Here is a 23,298-nt window from a genome sequence, read left to right on the forward strand (position 1 = left end):
TCAGGTCCTTAGGGGAAGGGGTGGCCGGATACGGGCAGCACCTGCCCGGTGATGAACCCCGCCCGGTCCGAGGCGAGGAAGGCGCAGGCAGCGGCGATGTCGGCGGGTTCGCCCAGACGGCGCATGGCAATGTTCTCGACCATGCGTTTCTGGCCCTCCTCGCCGTAGCCCGCCCATTGCTTTTCATAGTCGGGCGAGGTGCGCAGGAAGCCCGGCGCGACGGAGTTCACGGTGATCCCGAAGGGCCCCAGCTCCAGCGCCATCTGGCGGGTCAGGCCGATCAGCCCGTGCTTGGCCGAGCAGTAGGACTGGATGCCGGTCAGGCTGGGTTTCAGCCCCGCACCCGAAGAGATCGTCACGATCCGGCCCGAACCGCGCGCCTTCATGGCCGGGATCACGGCGCGGATCAGGTTGAAGGCCGACATGACGTTGCCGTCATAGATCGACATCCATTCTTCATCCGTGACCTCTTCCAGCGGTTTCTTGGTGTTGCCGCGCACGCCGCCGGCGGAATTCACCACCACGTCGGGGGCCAGATCGCCGAAGCGCGCCTTGACCGCCTCGAAATCGCCAAGGTCGATCACCTCCGTCTCGACGCCCGGATGGGCGGCGGCAAAGGCGGCCAGTTCGTCGCCAAGGATATCGGCGGCCACGACGCGGGCCCCTGCCGCTGCGAATTCAGCGGCGATGCCCGCCCCGATGCCGCGGGCGGCCCCGGTCACGAGGACGGTCTGGCCGGAGAAGTCGAAGCTGATCATTCCGCCGCCTCCTGCACCTGCATCGACCGGGCGAGGCCGGGCACGCGGGTTTTCACGGCCTCCACGGCCTCCCAGACCTCGCTGCCGTCGCCCTTGCGGGCGGTTTCGGGCAGGGCCTCGATCCGGTCGAAGACCTCGCGTTTGACGAAGTGGCGCCAGTGCACCGGCATCATGGTCAGCGCCTGCGTCAGCGCGGCATAATTGGCATCGGTCCAGATCGCCTCGTAGGCGCGGCGGCTTTCGTTGTAGCTGAAGGTCGTGGGGGCGGGGGCCACATGGGCATCGCGCAGGGCCTTGGTTGCGGCCTCGTCCAGCACGCCCTCGCGATCCACGACGACGCCATAGCTGGCCTTGGCCTTCTCGGGCGTGACCGAGCCGCGCAGCACGTCGCGCACCACCAGATCCACCGGGCGCGCGAAGGGATCGCCGTAGCCCGCGCCGCCGCCCGAGGTCAGGTTGAACACGTCGCCCGGCCCCATGGTCACGACATCGGTATTGCCGAGGTTGATCTCCTCGCCTTTGGGCGTCACGCGGGTGAAGAGCGAGGGCGCGCCGGGCAGCCCGCCCGAGCCGCCCCATGCGGCAAAGATCGTGCGGTCGCGGTTGCGCGCGGTGATGACGGTGTCGGGGGTGAAGACCTCCACCTCCAGCTCTGTCGCCATGCCGCCCCGCGCGGTGCCGGGGCCGCCGCTGTCGGGCACGAGGCCATAGCGTCGGAACTTGATCGGCACCTCGACCTCGTTGATTTCGACCGGGGTGTTCTTGAGGAAGGCCGAGTTGGCCCCGGAGCCGTCGGTGCCATCGCCAAGCGCCGAGCCGCCCGCGCCGCCCGTCACCGGGTCGATCGAGGCCATGGAGAGCTTGCCGCTGGCGGCGTCGAAGGTCTTGACGTTCACGATCCCGCCGCCGCCCGCCGCGCCCACGGGCAGACGGTCCGGGGCGGCGGCGTGGAACGCCCCCATGATGACCCCCTGCAGCCGCCCGCAGGTGAGCGAGCGCATCCCGACTGCAGCAGGGTACTGGGGATTGAGCACCGTGCCCTCGGGCACGACGCAGGTCGCTGCCCTGAGGATGCCGCCGTTCAGCGGGATCGACGGGTCGAGCGTGTAGAGACAGTAGTTGTAGCCCACCATCAGCAGGATGTGCCGGGGGTTGCCCCCGGTGGGCATGTTGAGCGCGGATTTCAGCTGTGGGTCGGAGCCGGTGAAGTCCATGATGACCTCGTCCCCGCGCACCTTCAGCGTCAGTTCCAGCCGCACCGGCACGCCGCCCGGCCCGTCCTCGTCAAGGTAATCGACAAAGCGGTGGTCGCCGTCGGGCAGGCCCGAGATCACGGCACGCGCCCGCGCCTCGCCCACGTCTAGCAGGTCCTCGATGCCGTTCTTCACGGTCTCGACGCCGAACTTCCGGATCATCTCGTGCATCTTGGCTTCGCCGGTGTTCACGGCGGCGATCTGCGCGTTCAGGTCGCCCCGGTTCTGATCGGGCATGCGGACGTTCAGCATCATCGTCTCGATCAGCTGTTCGTTCATCACGCCGCGGCTGATCAGCTTGGTGGGGCGGAAGCGGATGCCCTCCTGATGGACCTCGGTATTGGCCCGCGACAGCGAGGCGGGCACCGCGCCGCCCATGTCGGTGTTGTGGATATGGCCGACGGCAAAGGCGATGATCTCGCCCTCCCAGAAGATCGGCTTCCAGATGTGCATGTCCGGCGTATGGGTGCAGACGAAGCCCGAGTAGGGGTCGTTCGTCACGCAGATGTCGCCCTCCTCGTAGTCGTCGATCATCTCCAGCGCGCCCTTGTAATCAAGGCCGATGAACCACGTGGCGCCAAGGTCGCGCGGGCTGGCGAAGGTCATGCCCGAGGGCGTGACGAGGCCGGTGGTGAAATCCTCGGTCTCTTTCACGAAGGTCGAATGCGCGGTGCGGAAAAGGGTGAAGGCCATGCTTTCGGCCACGGCCTGCGCGTGGTTCTCCAGCACTTTGAGGGTGACGGGATCAGTGCGCATCGGCGGTCTCCGCGAGGGTGAGGATCAGGTTGCCATGGCCATCGACCTCGCCGCTGAAGCCGGCGGGCACGATGGTGGTGGTGTCGTCCTGCGCGATGACGCAGGGGCTGACGAAGGTGGCACCGGGCGTCAGGTCGGTCCGCTTGAAAAGCGGCACCTCGCGGCGCGCGCCGTCCAGCCAGGCCGACATGCTGGCCTGCGCCGTCACCGTCTTCGGCTGGGGCGTGCTGCGCGGCAGGGTCGGCGTGGCCGAATGGCCGGTCACCACGAGGTTGATCGCGATGATCTGGATCGGCGCCTCGGGGTCGGCATGGCCATAGAGGCGGCGGTGCTCGGCGTGGAAGGCCTCGGCCACCGGGGTGATGTCGCCCTTGGCCAGCGTGGCAGGGTCGATGGGCACCTCGATCTCGAAGCTTTGCCCGCGGTAGCGCATCTCGCCCGAGGCGTGGAAGACGGGCGTGCCCTCGTAATGCTGCGCCTCGACCATCCAGCGGCGGGCCTTTTCGGTCAGCCGGGCGATGGTCTCGCCCATGCGCGGGGCATTGGCGGGGGCGAGGTCGTAGTAGGCGGTTTCGGTGAAGTCGTTGCGCACGTCCGCCGTCAGCCCGCCGAGCGCCGAAAGGACGCCGGGGGAGGGGGGCACGATCACGCGTTTCATGCCGAGGTCGCGGGCAAGGAAGCAGGCCATCATCGGGCCGCCGCCGCCGAAGGCCAGCAGGGAGAACTCGCTCACGTCGATGCCACGGCGCGAACACAGCTTGGACACCTCGCGGAACATGCCCGAGACGGCGATGCCCACGATGCCCTCGGCGGTTTCCTCCAGCGTGCTGCCAAGGCTGTCGGCCAGCGGCTGGATCACCTCGACGGCCTTGTCGCGGTCGACCGAGACCATGCCATAGCCAAGCGCCGAAAGGTCCAGCAGGCCCAGCGTCACGAAGGCATCGGTGATCGTCGCCTGCGTGCCGCCCCGGCCATAGGCCGCAGGCCCGGGGGTGGAGCCCGCGCTGTCAGGGCCAACGGTCAGCATCCCCGCCGCGTCGATCCGCGCGATGGAGCCGCCGCCCTCGCCGATGGAGGTGACCGAGACCGTGGGCACGAAGATCGGGAAATCGCCCACGACCTCGTTCATGCCATAGCCTGGCTGGCCGCCGGTGATGATCGCCACATCCGCCGAGGTGCCGCCGATGTCGAGGCTCAGCACCTTGTCTTCGCCGGCCTCGCGGGCCACGAAGGCCGCGCCCATGACGCCCGCCGCCGTACCCGACAGCAGCATCTCGACGCAGGCGGTCTTGCCGACCTCGACCGACATGATGCCGCCGTTCGACTTGGTGATCATCGGCTCGGGCGTCACGCCGATGCCGGACAGGGCCTCTTGCAGCGCGCCGAGGTACTGGGAGACGCGGGGCTGCACATAGCCATGGATCACGGCGGTGGAGGAGCGTTCGTATTCCCGGATGATCGGGCGCACCTCGTGCGAGGTGAAGACATGCAACTCGGGTGCGATTTCGGCGATCAGGCGTTTGGCCTGCTGCTCATGCGCGGGGTTGCGGTAGCTGTGCAGGAAGGAGATCACCACGCCCTCGGCGCCCCGTGCCTTGGCCGCCGCGACGGCGGCGCGCAGGCTGTCCTCGTCCAGCGGGCTGTCGACGGTGCCGTCGGCCAGCATCCGTTCCGCCACGCCGAAGACGAGGTCGCGGGTCACCAGCGGCTCGGGCCGGGAGGACAGCAGGTGGTAGGGATCGGGCATCTTGAGGCGCGCCAGTTCCAGCACGTCGCAGAAGTTCTCGGTGGTGAACATGGCAAGGCGGATGCCCTTGCGCATGATGATCGAGTTGATGCCCACGGTAGTGCCATGGGTGAAATACGAGATATCGCCGGGCGCGATGCCAAAGCGGTCTTCCAGCGCCTTCAGGCCGTCGATGACCTCCTGTCCCGGCTTGTCGGGGGTGGTCAGAACCTTGACGGTGCCCATGCTGCCCGCCGTTTCGTCGAATGCGCAGAAGTCGGCAAAGGTGCCGCCGATGTCCACGCCCACGCGATAACCCATCACGCGTCTCCTTGTGGTGTCAGTGTCTGGTTGTCTTCGGGGGCGGGCCGATAGCCGAGCCGCGTGCTGATACGGGCGGCGCCCTCCAGCACGGCGGCCAGCATCTCGTCCCGGCGCTGTTCGTAGCGGGCGGTCACGGTGGCCACGTCGATCACGGCCACGACGTTGCCTTCCGCGTTGCGGATCGGGGCGGCGATGCCGGCCCCGCCGGTGGCGTATTCGTCGACGATGGTGCCGAAGCCGTCGGCGCGGATCTGGGCGAGGGCCGCGCGGATCGTGGCCTCGTCCGTGGGGGTCCGGTCGTTGAAGGCGCGCAGCTCGGTCCGGGCGAAGTAGTCGTCGATCACCTCATCCGGCTGGAAGGCCAGCAGGACCCGGCCCATCACCGTGCCGTAGCCCGGCAGCGAGGATTGGTCCGAGGCGTCGTAGCGGATCGGCTGGCGGCTGACGGCCTTGGTGACCAGCCGGGCGTTCTGTTCCGGGGTGCGGACGCAGACGAAGACCGTCTCGTCCAGCAGGTCGCGCATCTCTTCCACCACCGGGGCCGCGACGGAGGTCAGGAAGCCCTCCAGCCCGCCGACCCAGCCGAAGCCCTGCCGGAAGGTTTCGACGATGGCATAGCGGTCGGCGCTGTCCTTCTTGACGTAGCCACGCGCCACGAGGGTCGTAAGCAGCCCGTAGGCCGAGGACTTGGGAAAGCCCAGCCGGGCCACAAGCTCGTTCAGGCGCATCGGTTCCGGCTGGCGGGAGAGCAGCTCCAGCACGTCGAGGACCCTTGCGGCGGACTTGACTTGGTTGTTCATGTATGTGAACCTTGTTCGCGTCTGTAACCAGTTGACGGAACGGCAGGGCCGTCTGTCAACACCCGTGTGGGTTGCGGCAGCGCAGCATCGGCCGCGCACGGCCAGAGGCCCGCCACGGTGCGAGGCACTGCGCGGGGCAGGTCGTCACAGACCTGTTACATCCAGTTGAGCGTTGTGGAATTGACCCCGGAGGCATCAAGCCGAGGGCGGATTTCACGCGCGGAGCGCACCCGTGAGAACGTAAAACGGCCCCTCAGGGGGCCGCGAAACTTTTTCTCAAATATGCACGCAAGATGGGCATCTGGCCGGGCAGGGGGCGCGAATCACGCCCCCGCGCGGGGTAAGAAGGCCAGCGGCACGAAGGCGATCAGCAGGTAGACCAGCACCAGCACCGCCAGATAGGGCAGCACGGCGCGGGTGATCCGCTCGATCGGCAGGCCCGAGGTGGTGGAGGCGACGAAGAGGTTGATCGCCACCGGGGGCGTGACCATGCCGATGGCGAGGCCCACCACGATGATGATGCCGAAGTGCACCGTCCCCAGCCCCAGCTGTGCCGCCAGCGGCAGCAGCATCGGCGTCAGGATGATCAGCGCCGAGGCCGTTTCGAGGAAGACGCCGGCCAGCAGGATCACCACCATGATGATCAGCAGCAGCACGTAGGTGTTCGACGAGAGCGACAGCGCGTATTCGGCGATCTGGTTCGGCACCTGCCAGCTCGACAGGGTCCAGCTGAGGACCGAGGAGGCGGCGATGACGAACATGATCACGGCAGTTGTGACACCTGCGCGGATCATGATCTGGTACAGCTGCTTCAGCGACATGTCGCGGTAGATGAAGAGCGAGACGAGGATCGCGTAGTTCACCGCGACGACGGCGGCCTCGGAGGGGGTGAACTGCCCCGAGAAGATGCCGCCGAGGATGATCACGGGCGCCATCAGGCCCCAGCTGGCGGAGAGGAACGTCCGCCCGATGGTGCGCAGGTTCAGCGCCGTGCCGCGCGGGTAGGCGCGCTTGTGCCCCTGCCACAGGGCCACGGCGATCAGGCCGATGCCCATGGCAACCCCGGGGATGAAGCCGTTGAGGAAGAGGGCGCGCACGCTTTCCTGCGCGATCACCGCGTAGATGATCATCGGGACCGAGGGCGGGATGACCACGCCGATGGTGCCCGAGGCGGCGATGAGCGAGGCGGCGGAGGCGGGGTCATAGCCCTTGCGCTTGAGTTCCGGCACGAGGCTGGCGCCCACGGCCGCCGTGGTGGCCGCCCCCGAGCCCGAGATCGCGGCAAAGAACATCCCCGCCAGCACCGAGACGATGGAGAGGCCGCCCTTGATGAAGCCGAAGAGGCTGTCGGCGAAGGCCACGAGGCGTTTCGAGATCTCCCCCTGTGCCATGATATCGCCCGCGAGGACGAACATCGGCACGGCGACGAGCGCGAAGGAGTTGATGCCCGAGAACATCTGCTGCGGCACCACCATCAGCGGCATGCCCGAGAGGTTCAGCGCCGTCATGGTGGCCGCGCCGATCACGATGGCGACCGGCAGGCCCAGCAGGAGGAAGAGAACGAAGAGACCGGCGAGAACGAGGCTCATGTGCGGTCCTCCGGGGCAAGGTCATGTTCCAGCGTCTCGTCCATCTCCACGTGGGCCTCGCGCAGCGGCAGGCCGGCGATCAGGCGGATCAGGTCGATCCCGGAAAGCCCGGCCATCACGAGGGCGGCGGCGGGCATGACGGCATAGACGTAAGTCATCTTGAGCCGCAGCGAGGGCGACTTCTGGAAGCTCTGCATGTTCATGTACTGCCAGCCGATCCTGGCCAGCGTCAGAAGGAACACGATCGCCACGAGGATCGCCACGCCGGAGGTGATCCGGCGCAGCATGGGGGGCAGGTTGTCCCGGAGCAGGGTGACGGCGATGTGCCGTCCCTGCTGCCAGGCCAGCGTGGCACCGATGAAGGTGATCCAGATCAGCAGGAAGCGCGCCACTTCCTCCGTCCAGCTGACGGAGGTGAAGAAGAGACGCGACACGATCTGCAGCGTGATCACCGCCGTCAGCCCGGCCATGCCGGCGAAGACGACGGGTTTCAGCACCGTGCCGACCATCCGGTCGATCCACGCCAGCCCCTTGAGCATCTTACTTCAGCGCCTCCTGGATGCGCGGCAGGTAGTCGCCGAACTTGGCGCCGTACTTCTCGTAGACCGGAGCGATGGCGGCGGAGAAGGCGGAGAGGTCGGGGTTCTCTTCCACGGTCATGCCGGCGTCCTTCAGCGCGGTCAGCTGCTCGGCGGCGGCTTCGGCGTTCAGGTCACGCTCGTACTGGGCCGCTTCGCGGGCGGCGTCGGTCACGATCTGCTGCACCTCTTCCGAGAGCTGGCCCCACTTCGGCATGCCCATGACGAAGACCGCGGGCGCATAGGTGTGGCGCGTCAGGGTCATGTTGGTCTGGGTCTCGTTCAGCTTGAAGGAGTAGACCACGTTCACCGGGTTTTCCTGCCCGTCGATGGTGCCCTGCTGCATCGCGGTCAGCGCTTCGGTCCAGGCCATCGGGATGGCGTCGGCGCCGAGTTCGCGGAAGGTGTCGATGTAGACGGGGTTTTCCATGACGCGGATGCGCAGGCCCTTCAGGTCCTCCGGCGTCGTCACGGCCTTCTTGGAGTTCGTCAGGTTGCGGAAGCCGCGTTCGGCATAGGCGAGGCCCTTGAGGTTCACTTCCGACAGCCGGTCCAGCAGTTCCTGGCCGATCTCGCCGTCGAGGACTTCATAGGCCTTCTCGGGGGAGGGGAAGAGGAAGGGCAGTTCGAAGACGGCCATCTCCTCGAGGAAGTTGGAGACCGGCCCGTTGGTGATCAGGCCCATGTCCACGGTGCCGATCTGCATGCCTTCCAGCAGCGTGCGCTCGTCGCCCAGCGTGGCGTTGGGGAAGATCTCGACGGTGATCGCCCCGTCGGAGGCTTCGCCGACCAGTTCCTGGAACTTTACGGCGGCAGCGTGGTAGGCGTCCTGCTCGTTCACCACATGCGCGAGGCGCAGGGTCACGGGCTTGATCTCGGCGGCCAGCGGCAGGGCCGAGCCGGCAAGCGTCAGGGCGGCCAGGGCGGCCGCTTTCACGTAGTAGGTCATGTATCCTCCCAAACGGGTCTGAGGGGCGCAATGGGGCAGCGCCCGGGGCAACAAACAATCGCGCACCCGCTCCCTCCCGTTGCTTTTGGTTCTCAGACGCCGGGCGGAGTGGCGATTTGTTGCGCTTATGGGATGGATACAGGGGGAATTGCAAGGCAGGGCGGGGAAATCGCGACCTTGCGCAGGCGGCGGGGGCCATTGGCGCGGATGGCTGCCACCGGGCGAGGGGCGATCGCACGGTCGCTCCGGCCCTGCCGCCTGTCCGGGGCCGGACCTTTCGCGACAGGACCGGGGGCCGTCCGACCGGGCGGCCCGTTCTCCATGTCTGGTGCCGGGGCCGAGCAGCCGACCGCCATTGGCCGCGCCGCTGCCCCGCGCCGCAATAGGCGGGCCGGGTAAAAATGCGCCGAAATGGTGCCGCGAAGTGCCCGTTGAAACCGAGGCGGCGGCGCGGATCGGGGGCGAGTTTCACCTGCGCCGGAAAAAAATCGGCTGTTGGGCGAAATTTTTTTCAGTTCCTGTTTGGCCCTCTGGGAATTATTCACGAAATCCGCACTTAAAGATACATTTCAAAACATTGTTTCAAATTCAGCACCTTACAGATTTAAACGGACAGTCTGTAAACAAGCCTTTGAAATTGAATGTTTTTTACTCACGCGGTCCTCACGCCGTCGTGACCGGAGACGTCTGAAACTCGACCCTTTAACGCTACGTGACTTCGGACGCAACCAACGGAGGAAATTGTTGTGGCCTATTTGGAACAGTCTTTTGAAGAGTTTCGCGCGTCGCTTTCGGGCGCCGCATCGACCTACACGGTCGACTTTGCAGCCCTGAATAATTCGGGCGTGCTCGGCAATGCCGTGCTGGCGCTCGGCGAGCCGCAGGAGGACGGCACGCAGCTTCTCACCGTTGCGGTGCGTGTGACCGGCATGGAGGCCGGCGCGCCGGTGCCCCAGCACATCCACGGCCTCTTTGACGAGGACGGCAACCCGATCGATTCGATGGCGCCGACCATTGCCAGTGACGCTGACGGCGACGGCATGGTCGAAGTGCTGGAAGGCGTGCCGAGCTATGGCGACGTCCTGCTGTCCATGGGGGCCGATGACGGCCTGCCCACCACCGAGGCCGACGGCAGCTTCACCTACATTCGCAGCTTCAACGTCAACGATGCCAGCCTGTTCGGCAGCCCGGTGACCGGCGCTGACTACGACGGTGCCGACATCATGCCGCTGGCCCTGCGCGAGATCGTCCTGCATGGCGTGAACGTCCAGCCGGGGATCGGTGAAGGCACCGGCGGCGAAATCGACGGCAGCCAGGATGGTTTCGTTCCGATCCTGCCCGCGGCAGCCGGCAGCATCGAGATCGCCCGCCTGGACGAGGCGCTTGAGGTGCTCGGCACGATGCAGGCCAGCCTCGGCGTGGAGGTCATGCTGGGCGATGACGGCAACGACGTCTCGGGCACCGAAGGTGACGACGTCATCGAAGGTGGCGCCGGTGACGACGTGATCGCAGGCCTTGCCGGGCGTGACATGCTGACTGGCAACGGCGGCATGGATGTCATCGACGGCGGCTGGGGTGACGACACGGTGATGGCCGGTGACGACACCAACATGGAAAACGGTGCCGACAGCGGTGCCTCGGGTGCCCTGCCGCTGAGCGAATATGACAATGGCTACGCCGGTGGCGCGGGCAACGACATGCTGGTCGGTGGCGCAGGCGATGACATCATCACCGGCGACGACGAAAGCCGCGTCTCCACCGTCACGGGCGAGACCTTCGATGCCGGCGCCGATGGCTCCGACACGATCTATGGCGGTGCCGGCAACGATGAAATCCACACCGGCAGCTGGGCCGATGGCGATGATGGCTTCGGCAACACCCACACCGGCATGATGGACGACACCGCCTATGGCGGCGACGGCGATGACATCCTGCGGGGTGCGGGCGGCAACGACTGGCTGTCCGGCGACGCGGGCAATGACAACATCGGCGGCGGCGGCGGCCACGACACCATCGCCGGTGGCATGGGCGACGACAGCCTCTTTGGCAACGCCGGCATGGACTTCGTCTCGGGTGGCATGGGCAATGACACGATCGAAGCCGGCAGCGGTGACGAGAACACGCCCACCCGGTCGGACTGGGGTGCTTCGGGGGCCCTGCCCATCGAAGACTATGACAACGGCAGCGCGGGCGGCGCAGGCGACGACCTGATCCGTGGCGGTGACGGCGATGACCTGATCACCGGGGACGACGACAGCCGCGTCTCGGCCCACACCGGCGAGACCTTCGACCAGATGGCCGATGGCTCTGACACGATCTTCGGCGGTGCCGGCAACGATGAAATCCACACCGGCAGCTGGGGCGATGGTGACCAGGGCCTTGGCAACACCAACTCGGGCATGATGGCCGATGTCGCCTATGGCGGTGACGGCAACGACATCCTGCGCGGCGCGGGCGGCAACGACCGTCTCTTCGGCGATGCGGGCAACGACAACATCGGCGGTGGCGGCGGGTCCGACACGATCATGGGCGGCACCGGTGACGACTTCCTGTTCAGCGGTGGCGGAGACAGCGACACGGCGGACATGTTCTATGGCGGTGCCGGGAATGACACCATCGAAGGGGGCGCCGGGAACGACGCCGCCTGGGGTGGCTCCGGCAACGACATGATCTCCGGCGGGGCCGGGTCCGACACGCTGGCTGGCAACGAAGGCAATGATGTCGTCAGCGGCGGCGCCCTCGCCGACTTCCTGTTCGGCGGGACCGGCGATGACTTCATCAACGGTGGCTTCGGCCATGATGAGTTGTATGGCGGCGCCGGGGCGGATCGGTTCTTCCACGCGGGAGCCGAAGGCCACGGCACTGACTGGATCGGCGATTACGACGCCTCGGAAGGGGACGTGCTGCTCTTCACCGCGGGCCAGACCGTCGACAACCTCGGGGTCAACTTCGCCAACTCGGGCGCAGGCGACGCGGGCACGGACGAGCTCTTCGTCAGTGACCTGACCACGGGCCAGACCCTCTTTGCGCTGGTGGACGGCGCCGACCTGACTTCGCTGAACGTGATGATCAACGGGTCGGAGTACGACCTCCTCGTCTGAGGCACGTCCTGCGACTGACCTCCGACGCGGGGCGACAGGAAAGGGGCCGGAGAGTTCTCCGGCCCCTTTCTCATGCGCGCAAGGGAACATGCGGCGCCCCGGTGCCGCGGCCACGACACTCTCCCTACTGGTGGGCCAACCGGGTCGGTTTCGGAGGAGCGCTGGCCAAAGTGGCCCGCTCGGCCGCCGTGACCGTGGCGGTGCTTCATCTGGCACGCGGGTTCAGAAGGGGCGCTCTCACAGGCCGCAGGCACGGAGGTCACCGCCTCTGCACTGGATGGGATAGGCACGTCTCGCGGGACGTGGCGGAGGCGTTGAGGAGAGAGGCGCGCCCTGATCCTGGGCGCGCGCTCAGCCAGGTGACTGTGATCTCGGTTCGGGTGCCTGCGAGGCGCTGCCAAGTCCCGCGGCCCTCACATGTCACCTCCAAGATCGCGGAGTTCGATACATCTGTGGAACTCTTCCGCTCACATGAGGCGGACGACCGTTCCCGGTGCGAAAACCCTGCACCGCTGACGCGGTCGATTTTCAGTTCTCAAGGAAAAATGGCTGGGGTGGTAGGATTCGAACCTACGGTACACTGTACCAAAAACAGTTGCCTTACCACTTGGCTACACCCCAACTGTGGGGCGCTGATTACTCTGAGCTTGCGGGCGGTTCAAGCCCCATTCCGGAAAAAAATCACCCGCCGGAGACGATTTTTGCGCCGGGCGTCGGGTGCCCTCGGGTCACCACCGTCGTGCCGCAGGGGAAGGCCCCTGCGTCACTCGGAGGGCGCGTCGCGGGTGAGGAGATTCTTGCCTGCCGCATCGGCCCGTTCATGCTCCACGATCCGTTCCAGCGCCTGGTCCGTGCCGGCGTCGAGGTCCGGGATGTCCGCGGTGCGCACCGCATCCGGGCGGGGCGTGTCGCGGGGCGGGAGGCGCTCTGCCCGTGTGCCGGACTGTGCGCCGGCCTGTGCGCCGGGCGGGGCTTCGGTCGGGGCGCCGGAGGGGACGACAAGGCCTGCGCCGCTCAGGCGGAAGCCGGGTTCGGGCATGGCGATTCCCTCGGCCGCGAAAACGAGCATCAGCTGGCGGATCGCCTCGCCGCGGGCGGCGAGCAGGCCGGTCTGCGTCTGGTCGACCCAGCCCTGCATCCGCAGGGTGACCGTGCTGTCGCCGGCCTCGTGGACAAAGGCCGTGGGGGCGGGCGTGGCCAGCGTGTAGGGCAGGGCGGCCAGCGTCTCCTCCGCGAGGGCCCGGGCGTGGGCGAGGTCGGTCTCCGGTGCGACGCCGAGGTCGAAGCTGAACCGCCGTTCGAGGTTGGTGGAATAGTTGACGATCCGGCTCTTGAAGACGGTGGCGTTGGGAATGCGGATCTGGTTGCCGTCGTAGGACAGCAGGATCGTTGCCCGGCTGGTCAGGCGGATGACCTTGCCCTCGTCGCCGTTGATCTCCACCGAGTCGTTGGGCCGGAACGGCTGGCGCATGGAGAGCATGATCGAGGCGATGAAGTTCTCGACTGTGTCCTTCACGGCAAACGAGATCGCCAGCCCGATGATCCCCGCCGCGCCGAGGATGGTCGACAGCAGGGCCGTCGCCCCGAGGATGTCGAGCGCCACGACGATCCCCGCGATGGTGAAGGCGAGGCGCAGGATCTGGCGATAGATGTCCGCGATGAAGGCATTGGGCGCGATCCGGTCCCAGGGCTGGCGCATCCGCGCCAGCAGCAGCCCCGCGCCGAGCACCAGCAGGAAGGCCAGCGCCGCCACCGCCAGCAGCGGCAGGTAGGCGATGGTCTGCCACGCCCGGTCGCGCATCCGCTGCACCGCGGGGTCGAGCCTGCGGATCACGTCCGTCGTCTCGATAACCTCGTTGCGGATCGCCACCACGCCCTCCACCCGCGCCGCCAGAACGTTCAGCCGCGCTAGGTCGGCCGCATCCAGCACGCTGCCGCGCAGGGTGACGATGCCCGAACTGACGGTCACGGTGACGTCGTCATAGCTCTCCAGCTCGTGCAGGATGTCGCGGATGCGCACGGCGATGGCGGCATCCTGGTCAGCGCTGTCGGTGACCGTGATGGTGCCGGAGGGCTGGTCGCTCTCCTGCGCGGAAAGCGGCGGCGCGGGGCAAAGCAGCAGCAGGACCAGCAACGGCAGCCACCGCGGATGCGGAAAGCGCATCGGCATGGGGGACAATTCCTTGGGCTCAAATCACCTGGCCCGAGGAAAGCACGCGCTGTGATGCCAGACAATAGGCGGGACTGCGGATGCGCGGGGGCGTCAAGCCCTCGTCGCAGGCCGTGTCGACGGCAGCGCCGGTTCCGGGCCCTTCGGTCGGGCGCCCCGGTCAGGTACCGCGTTCAGGCGATCAGTCGCGGACCTCGTCTGCGTCCACGCCCCAGAGCCCGTCCTTGTGGGCCCAGCCCTTGTAGCCCGAAACCGACAGGCGGCACCATTCGAGCGAGCAGTCGCCCAGCTTGGCCACCACCCCGCGCTGCAGCTTGGCCACCAGCGGGGCGCCGTCGTTGGCGCGGCTGTGCAGCGGGATCTCGTCGGCCTCCACCAGCACGGTACGCACGCCGGAGAGCAGCGAGTAATGCACCCAGCCGCCGAGGCCCTCGTGGTCACGGACCCGGCGCCAGTGGCCGAATTCCGCCGTGATCTCGAGCGGCTGGTCCTTGCGGACATAGACCCAGTCGATCTTGTGGGTGCGCGAGGGGCCGCGGCGGGCATTGCCCTTGCTGGCCTTCATCGAGACGTAGCGCGGCATCGGCAAGTTGGTGACCGGGCCGCGCTCGGGCTGGTCATGGCGCGGGCCGGCCTCGGGGATCAGCTGCGGATCGGGGACGCGCAGTGCAAGGTCCTCGCCCCGCTCGCCGGCATCGGGGCCGGTCAGGTCCGCCGGGCGCATCGGGGGGCGGATGCTGTCGAGCGGCGCGGCCTCCGTTGCGGGGGCCGTCTGGGCGGTCTCGGGGGCATCGGTATTCGCCTCGCCCATGCCGCCGGAGAGCGACAGGACGATGCCAAGCGCAAGCGCGCCGGATCGTGAGAAGCGCATGGGACGGCCTGTCCTTCTTCCTGCTCGAAATAATCTTGCTTTGCCTCTGCCGGGGTTCTTGTGCCCCGTGCTGTTCTGCGCCACTTTGCCCGTAACGTGCGCCGATTGGAAGCTTGTGGGAGGGGCGGAATGCCATCTGAACGTCTGAGTGTTGTCGTTACGCGACGCTTGCCCGAGCGTGTCGAAGCCCGGATGAAGGAGCTCTTCGACGTGCAGCTGGGTCCGGAGGATCGTCCGATGACCCGCGAAGAGCTTGTGCAGGCAGTGAAAACCGCCGACGTGCTGGTGCCGAACCTGCGTGACACGATCGACAGCGGTCTGCTGGCGCAGGCCGGGCCCAACCTGCGGCTGATCGCCAACTACGGCGCGGGCGTCGATCACATCGACGTGGCCACCTGCCGGCAGCGCGGCATCCTCGTGTCCTACACGCCCGGCGTGGTGACCGAGGACACCGCCGACATGACCATGGCGCTTGTGCTTGCCGTCACCCGCCGCATCCCCGAGGGACTGGCCCTGATGCAGGGCGGCGAGTGGGAGGGCTGGTCGCCGAACTCCATGCTGGGCGGGCGCATCGCGGGCCGCCGGATCGGCATCCTCGGGATGGGCCGCATCGGGCAGGCCGTGGCGCGCCGCGCCAATGCCTTCGGGATGCAGGTCCATTACCACAACCGCCGCCGCCTGCGCGAAGAGACAGAGCGCGCGCTCTCCGCGACCTACTGGGAGAGCCTCGACCAGATGGTCGCGCGGATGGACGTTCTGTCGATCAATTGCCCGCACACGCCCTCGACCTTCCACCTGATGAACGCCCGCCGTCTCAAGCTGATGAAGCCCGAGGCGGTGATCGTGAACACCTCCCGCGGCGAGGTGATCGACCAGAACGCCCTGACCCGGATGCTTCTGGCCGGTGAGATCGCGGGCGCGGGCCTCGACGTCTTCGAGAACGGCCGGGTCACCAACCCCGAGCTGAAGACCCTGCCCAACGTCGTCCTGCTGCCGCACATGGGCTCGGCCACCGTCGAGGGGCGGATGGAGATGGGCGAGAAGGTGATCATCAACATCAAGACCTTCGCCGACGGCCACCGCCCGCCGGATCAGGTCGTTCCCGGTATCCTGTGAAGGCATCATGAACCGATTTTTCTCGGGCTTCGGGTCGCTGCTTGCAGCGGCCCTTTGTCTTTTCCTCGCCGTCTCGCCCAAGGTGAACCCGCTGACCACGCAGGCGCAGGCCTTCCAGCGCGACATCGCCGTGGCCAGCGGCGCGACCTATATCTCGCTGCGCGCGATCAATGCCGCGCTCTCCTTCGCACAGGAGGTCGAGGTGGGCGCGACGCTGGGGGTCTCGGCCAACGTGCAGCCGCTGAAGTGGCTGGAGCCGGTGGATGACACGGTCGAGCGGGTCTCGGGCCTCGTCTTTGCCGTGGCGGTGCTGACGGGCGTTCTCTCCATGTCCATGGGGCCGGTGGCGGCGGTGGGCTTCCTGCTGCTGGCGCTTGGCCTGCTGGGGCGGTCGACCTGCGAGGCGACGGGCGGCTGGCACCGGGCGCCGGGGCCGTTCCGGCGCGCCTGTGGCGGCTGCGGGGGCTTGGGCTTTGCCATGGCGATCGGCGTGCCGCTGGCCTTCGTGCTGGGCATCTGGGGTGGCGAGGTCCTGACCGCCGAGGCCTGGGCGCAGTCCCACGCGGTGCTGGAGCGGATCGGCGGCGAGGCAGAGCAGCTGATCGGCACCGCCGATCTGGCGGAGGAGCGCAGCTGGCGCGAGGCGATCACCGCCTACACCAACGCGGCGCAGAGCTTCTGGGACAATGCCGATGACCTGCTCGATGCCTCGCTGACCATCACCGGCATCTTCCTGCTGCGGATGATCGTGCTGCCCTCGCTGGCACTGCTTGCCGTGCTGCGGCTGGTGAAGCATCTCTTCGGCGGGGCGGCGTGAGGCTCTTCCTCGCGCTTCAGCTGCCGGAGGCGGCGCAGGACGAACTGGACCGCGTGATGAGTGACCTCGGCGCCGGGCGGCTGATGCTGCCCGAGACCTACCACATCACTCTCTCCTTCCTCGGCGACCAGACCGAGGACGCGGCCGAGGCGGTCCACGAGGAGATGGAGGGCCTTGCCTTTGATCCCTTTCCGCTGGCTCTGGAGAGTTTCGGCACCTTTGGCGACAGCCCCTTCGTTCTCTGGGCCGGGGTGGGGGAGAGCGCCGCGCTGACGGCCCTTCAGCGGCAGGTGGCGGGCGCGGTGCGCCGTGCGGGCGTCGAGACCGAGCGGCGGCGCTTCCGGCCCCATGTCACCGCCGCGCGGTTCCGCAAGCGGATGGGCCCGGACGAGGCCATGGCGCTGGATCTTTTCCTCGCCCGCAACGCGGCCTTCCGGGGCACGCCCTTCGTGGTCGATCACGTGGCCTTCGTGCAGTCGACCCGGCTGTCGGACCGGGCCGTGCACGAGGTGTTGGCCCGTTACCCGGACGGGGACGAACTGGACGGGGGCTAGCTCTTGGGCGCCTTGGTCCTTGGGGTCTGTGCCGCGCAGGCGGCGTCCCGCACCACGTTGCGGCACTGGATCAGGCAATAGGCCGCGCCGATCACCGCGAGGCTGGCCACGATGCAGACGAAGGGCACGAGGAACCCGCCGCTCCACGAGGCGACAACCGCCACGGCAAGGTAGGTCGCCACGATGGCCGCGATGATCACCGGCTCTGCCATCAGGTTGGCATCGCCCACGTGGCGGCCCCGGTCGCGGCGGTTGCGGTGGTCCAGCAGCCAGCCCTCCCAATGGTAGAGATCGGGCGCGCCGTTGCCCGCGCTCGCGGCCCGGTGGTTGATCGCCGGGGCGAGGTGTTCGCGCATGTAGCGCGCCAGCAGGAAGGTCTGCTTGAAGCTGCCGCAGTAGATCACGAGGTAGGACAGGCAGATCAGCGCCACCGCCAGCGTGATGAAGGTGATCAGCGGCGCGGCGGTGCCGAGCGCGCCGAAGAGCCGCTCCAGCGTCGTGGCCCCGTCGGTCACCATCCGCGGCACGCCGGCGGTGGTGTTGTTCTTTACCGCGCCGCTGACGAACCCAACGGTGACCGGAAGTGCCACGCCCGCGACGGTGGTCGCGCGGACGGGCAGGGAGCGGCCATAGGCGATCTGTTCACGCTGCTCCGCGCGGAGGATTTCCATCTCGCGCAGCAGCGCCTCGTCGGCAAGGTCGAGTTCCGCCATCCTCAGCGGTTCGCACCGGGCACCCAGAGCACGTCCTGCGCCCCGTTGTCATTGGCGACGCGGCTGGCGACGAAGAACCAGTCCGACAGGCGGTTGAGGTACTTCACCGCCACCGGATTGCAGCCCTCGTCCGCCATCAGCGCCACGGTCAGGCGTTCGGCCCGGCGGCAGACGGTCCGGCACAGGTGCAGATGCGCGGCCAGCGCCGAGCCCCCCGGCAGGACGAAGCTGCGCAGCGGCGAGAGGTTGGCGTTCATCGCGTCGATCTCGGCCTCCAGCCGGTCGACCTGGCTCTGGACGGCGCGCAGGGGCGTGTACTCCGCCTCGCCGTCCTTCTCCATGTTCGGGCGGCAGAGGTCCGCGCCGAGATCGAAGAGGTCGTTCGAGATCCGTTCCAGAGCCTTGTCCATCTCACCCTCGGCGTGAAGGCGGGCCATGCCGACGGTGGCATTCGTCTCGTCCACAGTGCCATAGGCCTCGACCCGGACCGAGGGTTTCGGCACCCGGCTGCCATCGCCAAGCGCGGTGTCCCCGGCGTCGCCGCCGCGGGTGTAGATCCTGTTCAGTACGACCAAAACGTTATCCCTTGCTGCGCAGCCAGACGATGAGAACGATCACCGCCACGGCCACGAATTGCGCGATCACCCGCGCCTGCATCAGTTTGTTGGATTTCTTCCCGTCATTCTTGCCGGTGACGAAGCCGCCGATGCCGGTGAAGAGAATGCCCACCACCACCGCGAGCGCGATGACGATAAGGATGAAAAGCGGGTCCCGGGCCATGCGCCTCTCCCTGTTGAACGTCTGCGCCCCTTCGCATGAAGACGCGCGGAGGCACAGCCGCCAGATCGGCGCAGGCCCTCCCATGGGCGCACCCTAGCCCTTTGCGAGCAGCCAGTCCAACGCCCGCGTCGGCAGCAGCCGGCGCAGCGTTCCCATCGCGTGTGTCGGGAAGGTGACGTAGTACCGCGCCTTCGGGCGCGGCGCCTCCAGCGCGCGGGCCAGCACCTCGGTCACGGCAGAGGCCGGCAGTTCGAACCGGTCGGGCCCGCGCTCTTCATAGAGCCGTTTCAGCAGCTTGGCGCGGTATTGCTCGGCCCGGGGGGAGGCCTCCCAGTCGATCCACTTCTCGAAATGCGGGATCGAGTTGGCCCGGATGCGCGAGGTGATCGGCCCCGGCTCCAGCAGGATGACCTTGATCGGCGTGTCGCGCATCTCGACCCGCAGGGTATCGGTCAGCCCTTCCATCGCGAATTTCGATGAGACATATGCCGAGCGCCACGGCGCCGTCACCAGACCCAGCACGGAGGAGCAGTTGACGATCCGCCCATGGCCCTGCCGCCGCATCACCGGGATCACCCGTGTCGTCAATTCGTGCGGGCCGAAGAGGTTGGCCTCGAAGACGCTGCGCAACCCGTCGCGGGGCAGGTCCTCGTTGGCGCCCGGCAGGGCGAAGGCCCCGTTGTTGTAGAGCGCATCCAGCGTGCCGCCGGTGGCCTCCAGCACCGTGTCGAGGGCCGCGGCGATCGAGGCGCTGTCGGCGTAGTCGAGCTGCGGGCTTTCCAGCCCCTCGGCGCGCAGGCGGGCGCAGTCCTCCTCCCGGCGGCAGGAGGCGAAGACGCGCCAGCCCCGGGCCTTGAGCCCATGGGCGGCATCATATCCGATGCCCGAGGAGCATCCGGTGATCAGGATCGAACGTGTCATGCCGCCGTGATGCCCGCTGCGCGGCGCAGGGGCAATGGGGCGGGCCTTTGTAGGGGCGCAAAGCGTGGCGCGAAACCGCGTCCAGCCAGCGGATCGGGCAGGGGAGCCGGCAGCGGATCAGGCAGGGCAGGGATCGAAAAAAGGCCCAGCCTTTTGGCAGGGCCCAGAACCGGAACACGCTACCGGAACGCGCTCTGTGCGGGTGTCAGTCCGCGGCGCTGACGAGGTACTCGGCCATCCAGCCGATGCTGTTGCCCTTCACGGACTTCAGCTTAACCCAGCCGTTGCCGGGCTGTTGCAGCACCTCGACCTCGTCGCCACGGGTCAGCGAGGTCAGGACATTGTAGTTGGTGCCCGGGCCCATGCGCAGGTTCACGCGGTTGCCGCTGACGGTGCGGATGTCGCGGGCGGCGGCAGCAGGCTGCGCGGCGGCGTCCTCGCCCTCGGGGCGCAGGGCAGACCCGATGCCCATGTCGTTGAAGACCACCTCCGACACCGTGGCCCGCGGCAGGTCCGCGACCGAGGGGTCGAGCTTGGTGAGAATGTCGCGCTTGGGGGCCTCTATCACCTCGGCCAGCACCTTGGTCGGTGCCTTGGCGGCGTCGCTGCGGTTGATCACGGCCGGGGCAGGGGCCAGCATCGCCTCGTTCGCGGAGGCGACGGCCGGCATCACCTGGGCGGAGGAATCAGCGGCCTGCGCGGCGGCGATCAGGCCGCCAGACGGCTGGGGTTCAGCCTGCGGTAGGGCCGTGGTGGAGACCTCGGAGCCGGCCAGCTGGGCGCCGGGAACGAAGTCCTCGCCCCCGCTCAGCTCATAGAATGCCCAGGACAGGAAGAAGAGCGTGGCAAGAATGAATTTATACATAACGTGTCTCCGTGGCGGCAGCTGTGGGGAGAACGACTTGAAATTGAATAGGTTCCATCCTACCGCGATTCTGTCCGTGGGGGCAGTCGGCAATACTGCCCATGTGACCGGCGCGTGATCTGTCGGCTTTACGACTCTCACAGGCACAGGTATCACATTATCTATGAGCGATACCGTCGATGACCCCAACATGAGCCCCCGAGATTTGGCCGAGCCGCTGCGCCGGGCCATCGGGGAACGCTACCTGACCTATGCCCTGTCCACGATCATGAACAGGGCGCTGCCTGACGCGCGTGACGGGCTCAAGCCGGTGCATCGGCGGATTCTCTACGCGATGCGCGAACTTCGGCTCAGTCCGACGAGCCGCTTCCGGAAGTCCTCCAAGATCTCCGGCGACGTGATGGGGAACTACCACCCGCACGGCGACGCGGCGATCTACGACGCCATGGCGCGCCTCGCGCAGGACTTCAACGTCCGCTATCCGCTGGTGGACGGGCAGGGCAACTTCGGCAACATCGACGGCGACAACCCGGCGGCCAGCCGGTACACCGAGGCCCGCCTGACCGCCGTGGCCGAGATGATGATGGAAGGCCTGACCGAGAACGCGGTCGACTTCCGCGGCAACTACGACGGCACGCTGGAAGAGCCGGTGGTGCTGCCCGCCGCCTTCCCGAACCTGCTGGCGAACGGCTCCTCCGGGATCGCCGTGGGGATGGCCACGAACATCCCGCCGCACAACATCGCCGAGCTCTGCGATGCCTGCCTGCATCTGATCAAGACGCCGGATGCGCGCGACGACACGCTGCTGAACTTCATTCCGGGGCCCGACTTCCCCACCGGCGGCACGCTGGTGGAGCCGCCCGAGTCGATCGCACAGGCCTACCGCACCGGGCGCGGCTCGTTCCGGCTGCGCTCCAAGTGGGAGGTCGAGGACCTCGGTCGCGGCCAGTGGCAGATCGTCGTCACCGAGATCCCCTACCAGGTCCAGAAGTCGAAGCTGATCGAGAAGATCGCCGAGCTGATCCAGACCAAGAAGATCCCGATCCTCGCCGACATCCGGGACGAGAGCGCCGACGACATCCGCATGGTGCTGGAACCGCGCACGCGGACCGTGGACCCCGAGGTCCTGATGTCCATGCTGTTCCGGAACTCCGACCTCGAGGTGAAGTTCTCGCTCAACATGAACGTGCTGATCGACGGGCTGACGCCCAAGGTCTGCTCGCTCAAGGAGGTGCTGCGCGCCTTCCTCGACCATCGCCGCGACGTGCTGCTGCGCCGTTCGCAGCACCGGCTGGAGAAGATCGACCACCGGCTCGAAGTGCTGGAAGGCTTCATCATCGCCTTCCTGAACCTCGACCGGGTGATCGACATCATCCGCTACGACGAGGATCCCAAGCGCGCCCTGATGGCCGAGGACTGGGACCGCAAGGTGGCCCGCGCCACCTCCGAGGCGGATTACGTCTCGCCCCTCGCCGGCGGCTCGGTGCCGGAGGAGGACTACGGCCTCACCGAGGTGCAGGCCGAGGCGATCCTCAACATGCGCCTGCGGTCGCTGCGCCGTCTCGAGGAGATGGAGCTGATCCGCGAGCGCGACGCGCTCATGGCCGAACGCGCCACCCTCGAGGACCTGCTGGAAAACGAGGACGTGCAATGGGCCCGGATCTCGGACCAGATGCGCGAGGTGAAGAAGACCTTCGGCCGTAACACGCCGCTCGGCGCGCGCCGCACCGTCCTCTCCGAGGCGGTGGAGGTCGAGGAGGTCCCGCTGGAGGCGATGATCGACCGCGAGCCGATCACCGTGGTCTGCTCGCAGATGGGCTGGATCCGCGCCATGAAGGGCCATATCGCCCTCGACCAGGAGATGAAGTTCAAGGACGGCGACGGCCCACGCTTCGCCTTCCACGCCGAAACGACCGACAGGCTGCTGGTCTTCGGCTCCAACGGGCGCTTCTACACGGTCTCCGCGGCGAACCTGCCCGGCGGCCGCGGCATGGGCGAGCCCCTGCGCCTGATGGTCGACCTGCCCAACGAGGCCGAGATCGTGGACATGTTCGCCCATGTCCCGGGACGCCGCCTGCTGGTGGCCTCCACCGCCGGGGACGGCTTCGTGGTGCCGGAAGAGGACGTGATCGCCCAGACCCGGTCCGGCAAGCAGGTGCTGAACGTGAAGGACAAGGTCCGTGCGCTGCTCTGCAAGCCGGTCTCGGGCGACACGGTCGCCTGTGTCGGCGAGAACCGCAAGGTGCTGGTCTTCCCCGTCGCCGAACTGCCCGAGATGGGCCGCGGCAAGGGCGTGCGCCTGCAGGCCTACCGCGACGGCGGCCTCTCTGACGCCACGACCTTCACGCTGGCCGACGGCCTCAGCTGGCACGATCCCGCGGGCCGCACCCGCACGGAAACCGACCTCGCGGAATGGGCCGGCAAGCGTGCCTCCTCGGGCCGCATGGCCCCCCGCGGCTTCCCGCGCGACAACAAGTTCAACTGAATGGTCAGATGATCCGGAAGGGGCCCCACGGGGCCCCTTCTGCTGTCCGGCACAGCCCATCCACTGTTCCGAAGTATCCTCGGGGGAGGGCGCGCAGCGCCCGGGGGCAGACAGCCCCCTGCCGCCTTTCCTCCGCACCGCCCTCCGAGATCTGTCACAACCGATCCCCCCG

20 protein-coding genes and 1 tRNA gene are annotated in these 23,298 nt (G+C 67.6%); 6 read left to right on the forward strand and 15 right to left on the reverse strand.

Features of this window, described 5'->3' with window-relative positions; translation table 11 throughout:
* Window positions 1-8 precede the first annotated feature (8 nt).
* The 7 genes from ACX9MO_RS11555 to ACX9MO_RS11585 all read right to left on the reverse strand — a co-directional run bounded on the left by ACX9MO_RS11555 (window position 9) and on the right by ACX9MO_RS11585 (window position 8,733).
* The gene (locus tag ACX9MO_RS11555) at window positions 9-758 is read right to left on the reverse strand and encodes an SDR family NAD(P)-dependent oxidoreductase (RefSeq protein ID WP_462211946.1); all 750 of its coding nucleotides are present in this window, start codon (window positions 756-758) and stop codon (window positions 9-11) included.
* Window positions 755-2,767 (reverse strand): hydantoinase B/oxoprolinase family protein, encoded by a 2,013-nt coding sequence (locus ACX9MO_RS11560; RefSeq protein WP_462211947.1) that lies wholly within the window; start codon window positions 2,765-2,767, stop codon window positions 755-757. The genes ACX9MO_RS11555 and ACX9MO_RS11560 overlap by 4 nt, the downstream gene beginning before the upstream one ends.
* Entirely contained in the window at window positions 2,757-4,814 is a 2,058-nt protein-coding gene (locus ACX9MO_RS11565; protein WP_462211948.1) for a hydantoinase/oxoprolinase family protein, read from the reverse strand. Before ACX9MO_RS11565 ends, ACX9MO_RS11560 begins: the two co-directional genes overlap by 11 nt.
* Window positions 4,814-5,617, reverse strand: a complete 804-nt coding sequence (locus ACX9MO_RS11570) for an IclR family transcriptional regulator (RefSeq protein WP_462211949.1) — start codon at window positions 5,615-5,617, stop codon at window positions 4,814-4,816. Before ACX9MO_RS11570 ends, ACX9MO_RS11565 begins: the two co-directional genes overlap by 1 nt.
* Before the next feature lie 323 nt (window positions 5,618-5,940).
* Window positions 5,941-7,206, reverse strand: a complete 1,266-nt coding sequence (locus ACX9MO_RS11575; protein WP_462211950.1) for a TRAP transporter large permease — start codon at window positions 7,204-7,206, stop codon at window positions 5,941-5,943.
* Window positions 7,203-7,745 carry a TRAP transporter small permease gene (locus ACX9MO_RS11580; protein WP_462211951.1) on the reverse strand — a complete coding sequence of 181 codons (543 nt, stop codon included), beginning with the start codon at window positions 7,743-7,745 and terminating at the stop codon, window positions 7,203-7,205. The genes ACX9MO_RS11575 and ACX9MO_RS11580 overlap by 4 nt, the downstream gene beginning before the upstream one ends.
* A 1-nt stretch (window position 7,746) precedes the next feature.
* A complete protein-coding gene (locus ACX9MO_RS11585) occupies window positions 7,747-8,733 on the reverse strand; it encodes a TRAP transporter substrate-binding protein (protein ID WP_222493397.1) in 987 nt (328 codons plus the stop codon).
* A 355-nt stretch (window positions 8,734-9,088) separates the two neighbouring features.
* Here ACX9MO_RS11585 and ACX9MO_RS11590 point away from each other — a divergent pair, with 355 nt between their 5' ends.
* Window positions 9,089-9,424 carry a hypothetical protein gene (locus ACX9MO_RS11590; RefSeq protein ID WP_462211952.1) on the forward strand — a complete coding sequence of 112 codons (336 nt, stop codon included), beginning with the start codon at window positions 9,089-9,091 and terminating at the stop codon, window positions 9,422-9,424.
* Between the two features lie 55 nt (window positions 9,425-9,479).
* Complete coding sequence (locus ACX9MO_RS11595; RefSeq protein WP_462211953.1) at window positions 9,480-11,834, forward strand: calcium-binding protein; 2,355 nt, start codon at window positions 9,480-9,482, stop codon at window positions 11,832-11,834.
* 546 nt (window positions 11,835-12,380) lie between these two features.
* Here ACX9MO_RS11595 and ACX9MO_RS11600 read toward each other — a convergent pair.
* From ACX9MO_RS11600 to ACX9MO_RS11610, 3 genes are all read right to left on the reverse strand, one after another.
* Window positions 12,381-12,455: transfer RNA gene (locus ACX9MO_RS11600), tRNA-Gln, on the reverse strand.
* Window positions 12,456-12,597: 142 nt separating this feature from the next.
* Window positions 12,598-14,004 carry a mechanosensitive ion channel domain-containing protein gene (locus ACX9MO_RS11605; RefSeq protein ID WP_462211954.1) on the reverse strand — a complete coding sequence of 469 codons (1,407 nt, stop codon included), beginning with the start codon at window positions 14,002-14,004 and terminating at the stop codon, window positions 12,598-12,600.
* Between the two features lie 181 nt (window positions 14,005-14,185).
* The gene (locus ACX9MO_RS11610; RefSeq protein WP_462214448.1) at window positions 14,186-14,728 is read right to left on the reverse strand and encodes an SH3 domain-containing protein; all 543 of its coding nucleotides are present in this window, start codon (window positions 14,726-14,728) and stop codon (window positions 14,186-14,188) included.
* 276 nt (window positions 14,729-15,004) lie between these two features.
* On the opposite strand from ACX9MO_RS11610, the gene ACX9MO_RS11615 reads away from it, so the two are divergent.
* Genes ACX9MO_RS11615 through thpR form a run of 3 tightly spaced genes read left to right on the forward strand, consistent with a single transcriptional unit; the run spans window position 15,005 to window position 17,362 of the window.
* Entirely contained in the window at window positions 15,005-15,991 is a 987-nt protein-coding gene (locus tag ACX9MO_RS11615; RefSeq protein ID WP_222493393.1) for a 2-hydroxyacid dehydrogenase, read from the forward strand.
* Between the two features lie 7 nt (window positions 15,992-15,998).
* Complete coding sequence (locus tag ACX9MO_RS11620) at window positions 15,999-16,808, forward strand: hypothetical protein (RefSeq protein ID WP_462211955.1); 810 nt, start codon at window positions 15,999-16,001, stop codon at window positions 16,806-16,808.
* A complete protein-coding gene (gene thpR, locus ACX9MO_RS11625) occupies window positions 16,805-17,362 on the forward strand; it encodes an RNA 2',3'-cyclic phosphodiesterase (protein ID WP_462211956.1) in 558 nt (185 codons plus the stop codon). The genes ACX9MO_RS11620 and thpR overlap by 4 nt, the downstream gene beginning before the upstream one ends.
* On the opposite strand, the gene ACX9MO_RS11630 is transcribed toward thpR, so the two are convergent.
* The 5 genes from ACX9MO_RS11630 to ACX9MO_RS11650 form a co-directional block, all read right to left on the reverse strand.
* Entirely contained in the window at window positions 17,359-18,075 is a 717-nt protein-coding gene (locus ACX9MO_RS11630) for a hypothetical protein (RefSeq protein WP_462211957.1), read from the reverse strand. The two genes, thpR and ACX9MO_RS11630, sit on opposite strands and share 4 nt — an antisense overlap.
* A gap of 2 nt (window positions 18,076-18,077) precedes the next feature.
* The gene (locus ACX9MO_RS11635) at window positions 18,078-18,650 is read right to left on the reverse strand and encodes a cob(I)yrinic acid a,c-diamide adenosyltransferase (protein ID WP_462211958.1); all 573 of its coding nucleotides are present in this window, start codon (window positions 18,648-18,650) and stop codon (window positions 18,078-18,080) included.
* 4 nt (window positions 18,651-18,654) lie between these two features.
* Window positions 18,655-18,855, reverse strand: a complete 201-nt coding sequence (locus ACX9MO_RS11640; RefSeq protein ID WP_462211959.1) for a twin transmembrane helix small protein — start codon at window positions 18,853-18,855, stop codon at window positions 18,655-18,657.
* A gap of 93 nt (window positions 18,856-18,948) precedes the next feature.
* Window positions 18,949-19,776, reverse strand: a complete 828-nt coding sequence (locus ACX9MO_RS11645; protein WP_462211960.1) for an SDR family NAD(P)-dependent oxidoreductase — start codon at window positions 19,774-19,776, stop codon at window positions 18,949-18,951.
* A gap of 205 nt (window positions 19,777-19,981) precedes the next feature.
* On the reverse strand, window positions 19,982-20,641 hold the full coding sequence (locus ACX9MO_RS11650; RefSeq protein ID WP_222493379.1) for an SH3 domain-containing protein: 660 nt from the start codon (window positions 20,639-20,641) through the stop codon (window positions 19,982-19,984).
* Window positions 20,642-20,804: 163 nt separating this feature from the next.
* On the opposite strand from ACX9MO_RS11650, the gene ACX9MO_RS11655 reads away from it, so the two are divergent.
* Window positions 20,805-23,126, forward strand: coding sequence for a DNA topoisomerase IV subunit A (locus ACX9MO_RS11655; protein WP_462211961.1), 2,322 nt, complete (start codon window positions 20,805-20,807; stop codon window positions 23,124-23,126).
* Window positions 23,127-23,298 lie beyond the last annotated feature (172 nt).

The organism is Pseudooceanicola profundus, assembly GCF_054919315.1.

Excerpts from the sequence above, each read along its gene's own strand:
- ACX9MO_RS11555 (WP_462211946.1), bottom strand. The coding sequence starts at position 758 with ATGATCAGCTTCGACTTCTCCGGCCAGACCGTCCTCGTGACCGGGGCC.
- ACX9MO_RS11560 (WP_462211947.1), bottom strand. The coding sequence starts at position 2,767 with ATGCGCACTGATCCCGTCACCCTCAAAGTGCTGGAGAACCACGCGCAG.
- ACX9MO_RS11565 (WP_462211948.1), bottom strand. The coding sequence starts at position 4,814 with ATGGGTTATCGCGTGGGCGTGGACATCGGCGGCACCTTTGCCGACTTC.
- ACX9MO_RS11570 (WP_462211949.1), bottom strand. The coding sequence starts at position 5,617 with ATGAACAACCAAGTCAAGTCCGCCGCAAGGGTCCTCGACGTGCTGGAG.
- ACX9MO_RS11575 (WP_462211950.1), bottom strand. The coding sequence starts at position 7,206 with ATGAGCCTCGTTCTCGCCGGTCTCTTCGTTCTCTTCCTCCTGCTGGGC.
- ACX9MO_RS11580 (WP_462211951.1), bottom strand. The coding sequence starts at position 7,745 with ATGCTCAAGGGGCTGGCGTGGATCGACCGGATGGTCGGCACGGTGCTG.
- ACX9MO_RS11585 (WP_222493397.1), bottom strand. The coding sequence starts at position 8,733 with ATGACCTACTACGTGAAAGCGGCCGCCCTGGCCGCCCTGACGCTTGCC.
- ACX9MO_RS11605 (WP_462211954.1), bottom strand. The coding sequence starts at position 14,004 with ATGCCGATGCGCTTTCCGCATCCGCGGTGGCTGCCGTTGCTGGTCCTG.
- ACX9MO_RS11610 (WP_462214448.1), bottom strand. The coding sequence starts at position 14,728 with ATGCGCCCGGCGGACCTGACCGGCCCCGATGCCGGCGAGCGGGGCGAG.
- ACX9MO_RS11615 (WP_222493393.1), top strand. The coding sequence starts at position 15,005 with ATGCCATCTGAACGTCTGAGTGTTGTCGTTACGCGACGCTTGCCCGAG.
- ACX9MO_RS11620 (WP_462211955.1), top strand. The coding sequence starts at position 15,999 with ATGAACCGATTTTTCTCGGGCTTCGGGTCGCTGCTTGCAGCGGCCCTT.
- ACX9MO_RS11630 (WP_462211957.1), bottom strand. The coding sequence starts at position 18,075 with ATGGCGGAACTCGACCTTGCCGACGAGGCGCTGCTGCGCGAGATGGAA.
- ACX9MO_RS11640 (WP_462211959.1), bottom strand. The coding sequence starts at position 18,855 with ATGGCCCGGGACCCGCTTTTCATCCTTATCGTCATCGCGCTCGCGGTG.
- ACX9MO_RS11645 (WP_462211960.1), bottom strand. The coding sequence starts at position 19,776 with ATGACACGTTCGATCCTGATCACCGGATGCTCCTCGGGCATCGGATAT.
- ACX9MO_RS11650 (WP_222493379.1), bottom strand. The coding sequence starts at position 20,641 with ATGTATAAATTCATTCTTGCCACGCTCTTCTTCCTGTCCTGGGCATTC.
- ACX9MO_RS11655 (WP_462211961.1), top strand. The coding sequence starts at position 20,805 with ATGAGCGATACCGTCGATGACCCCAACATGAGCCCCCGAGATTTGGCC.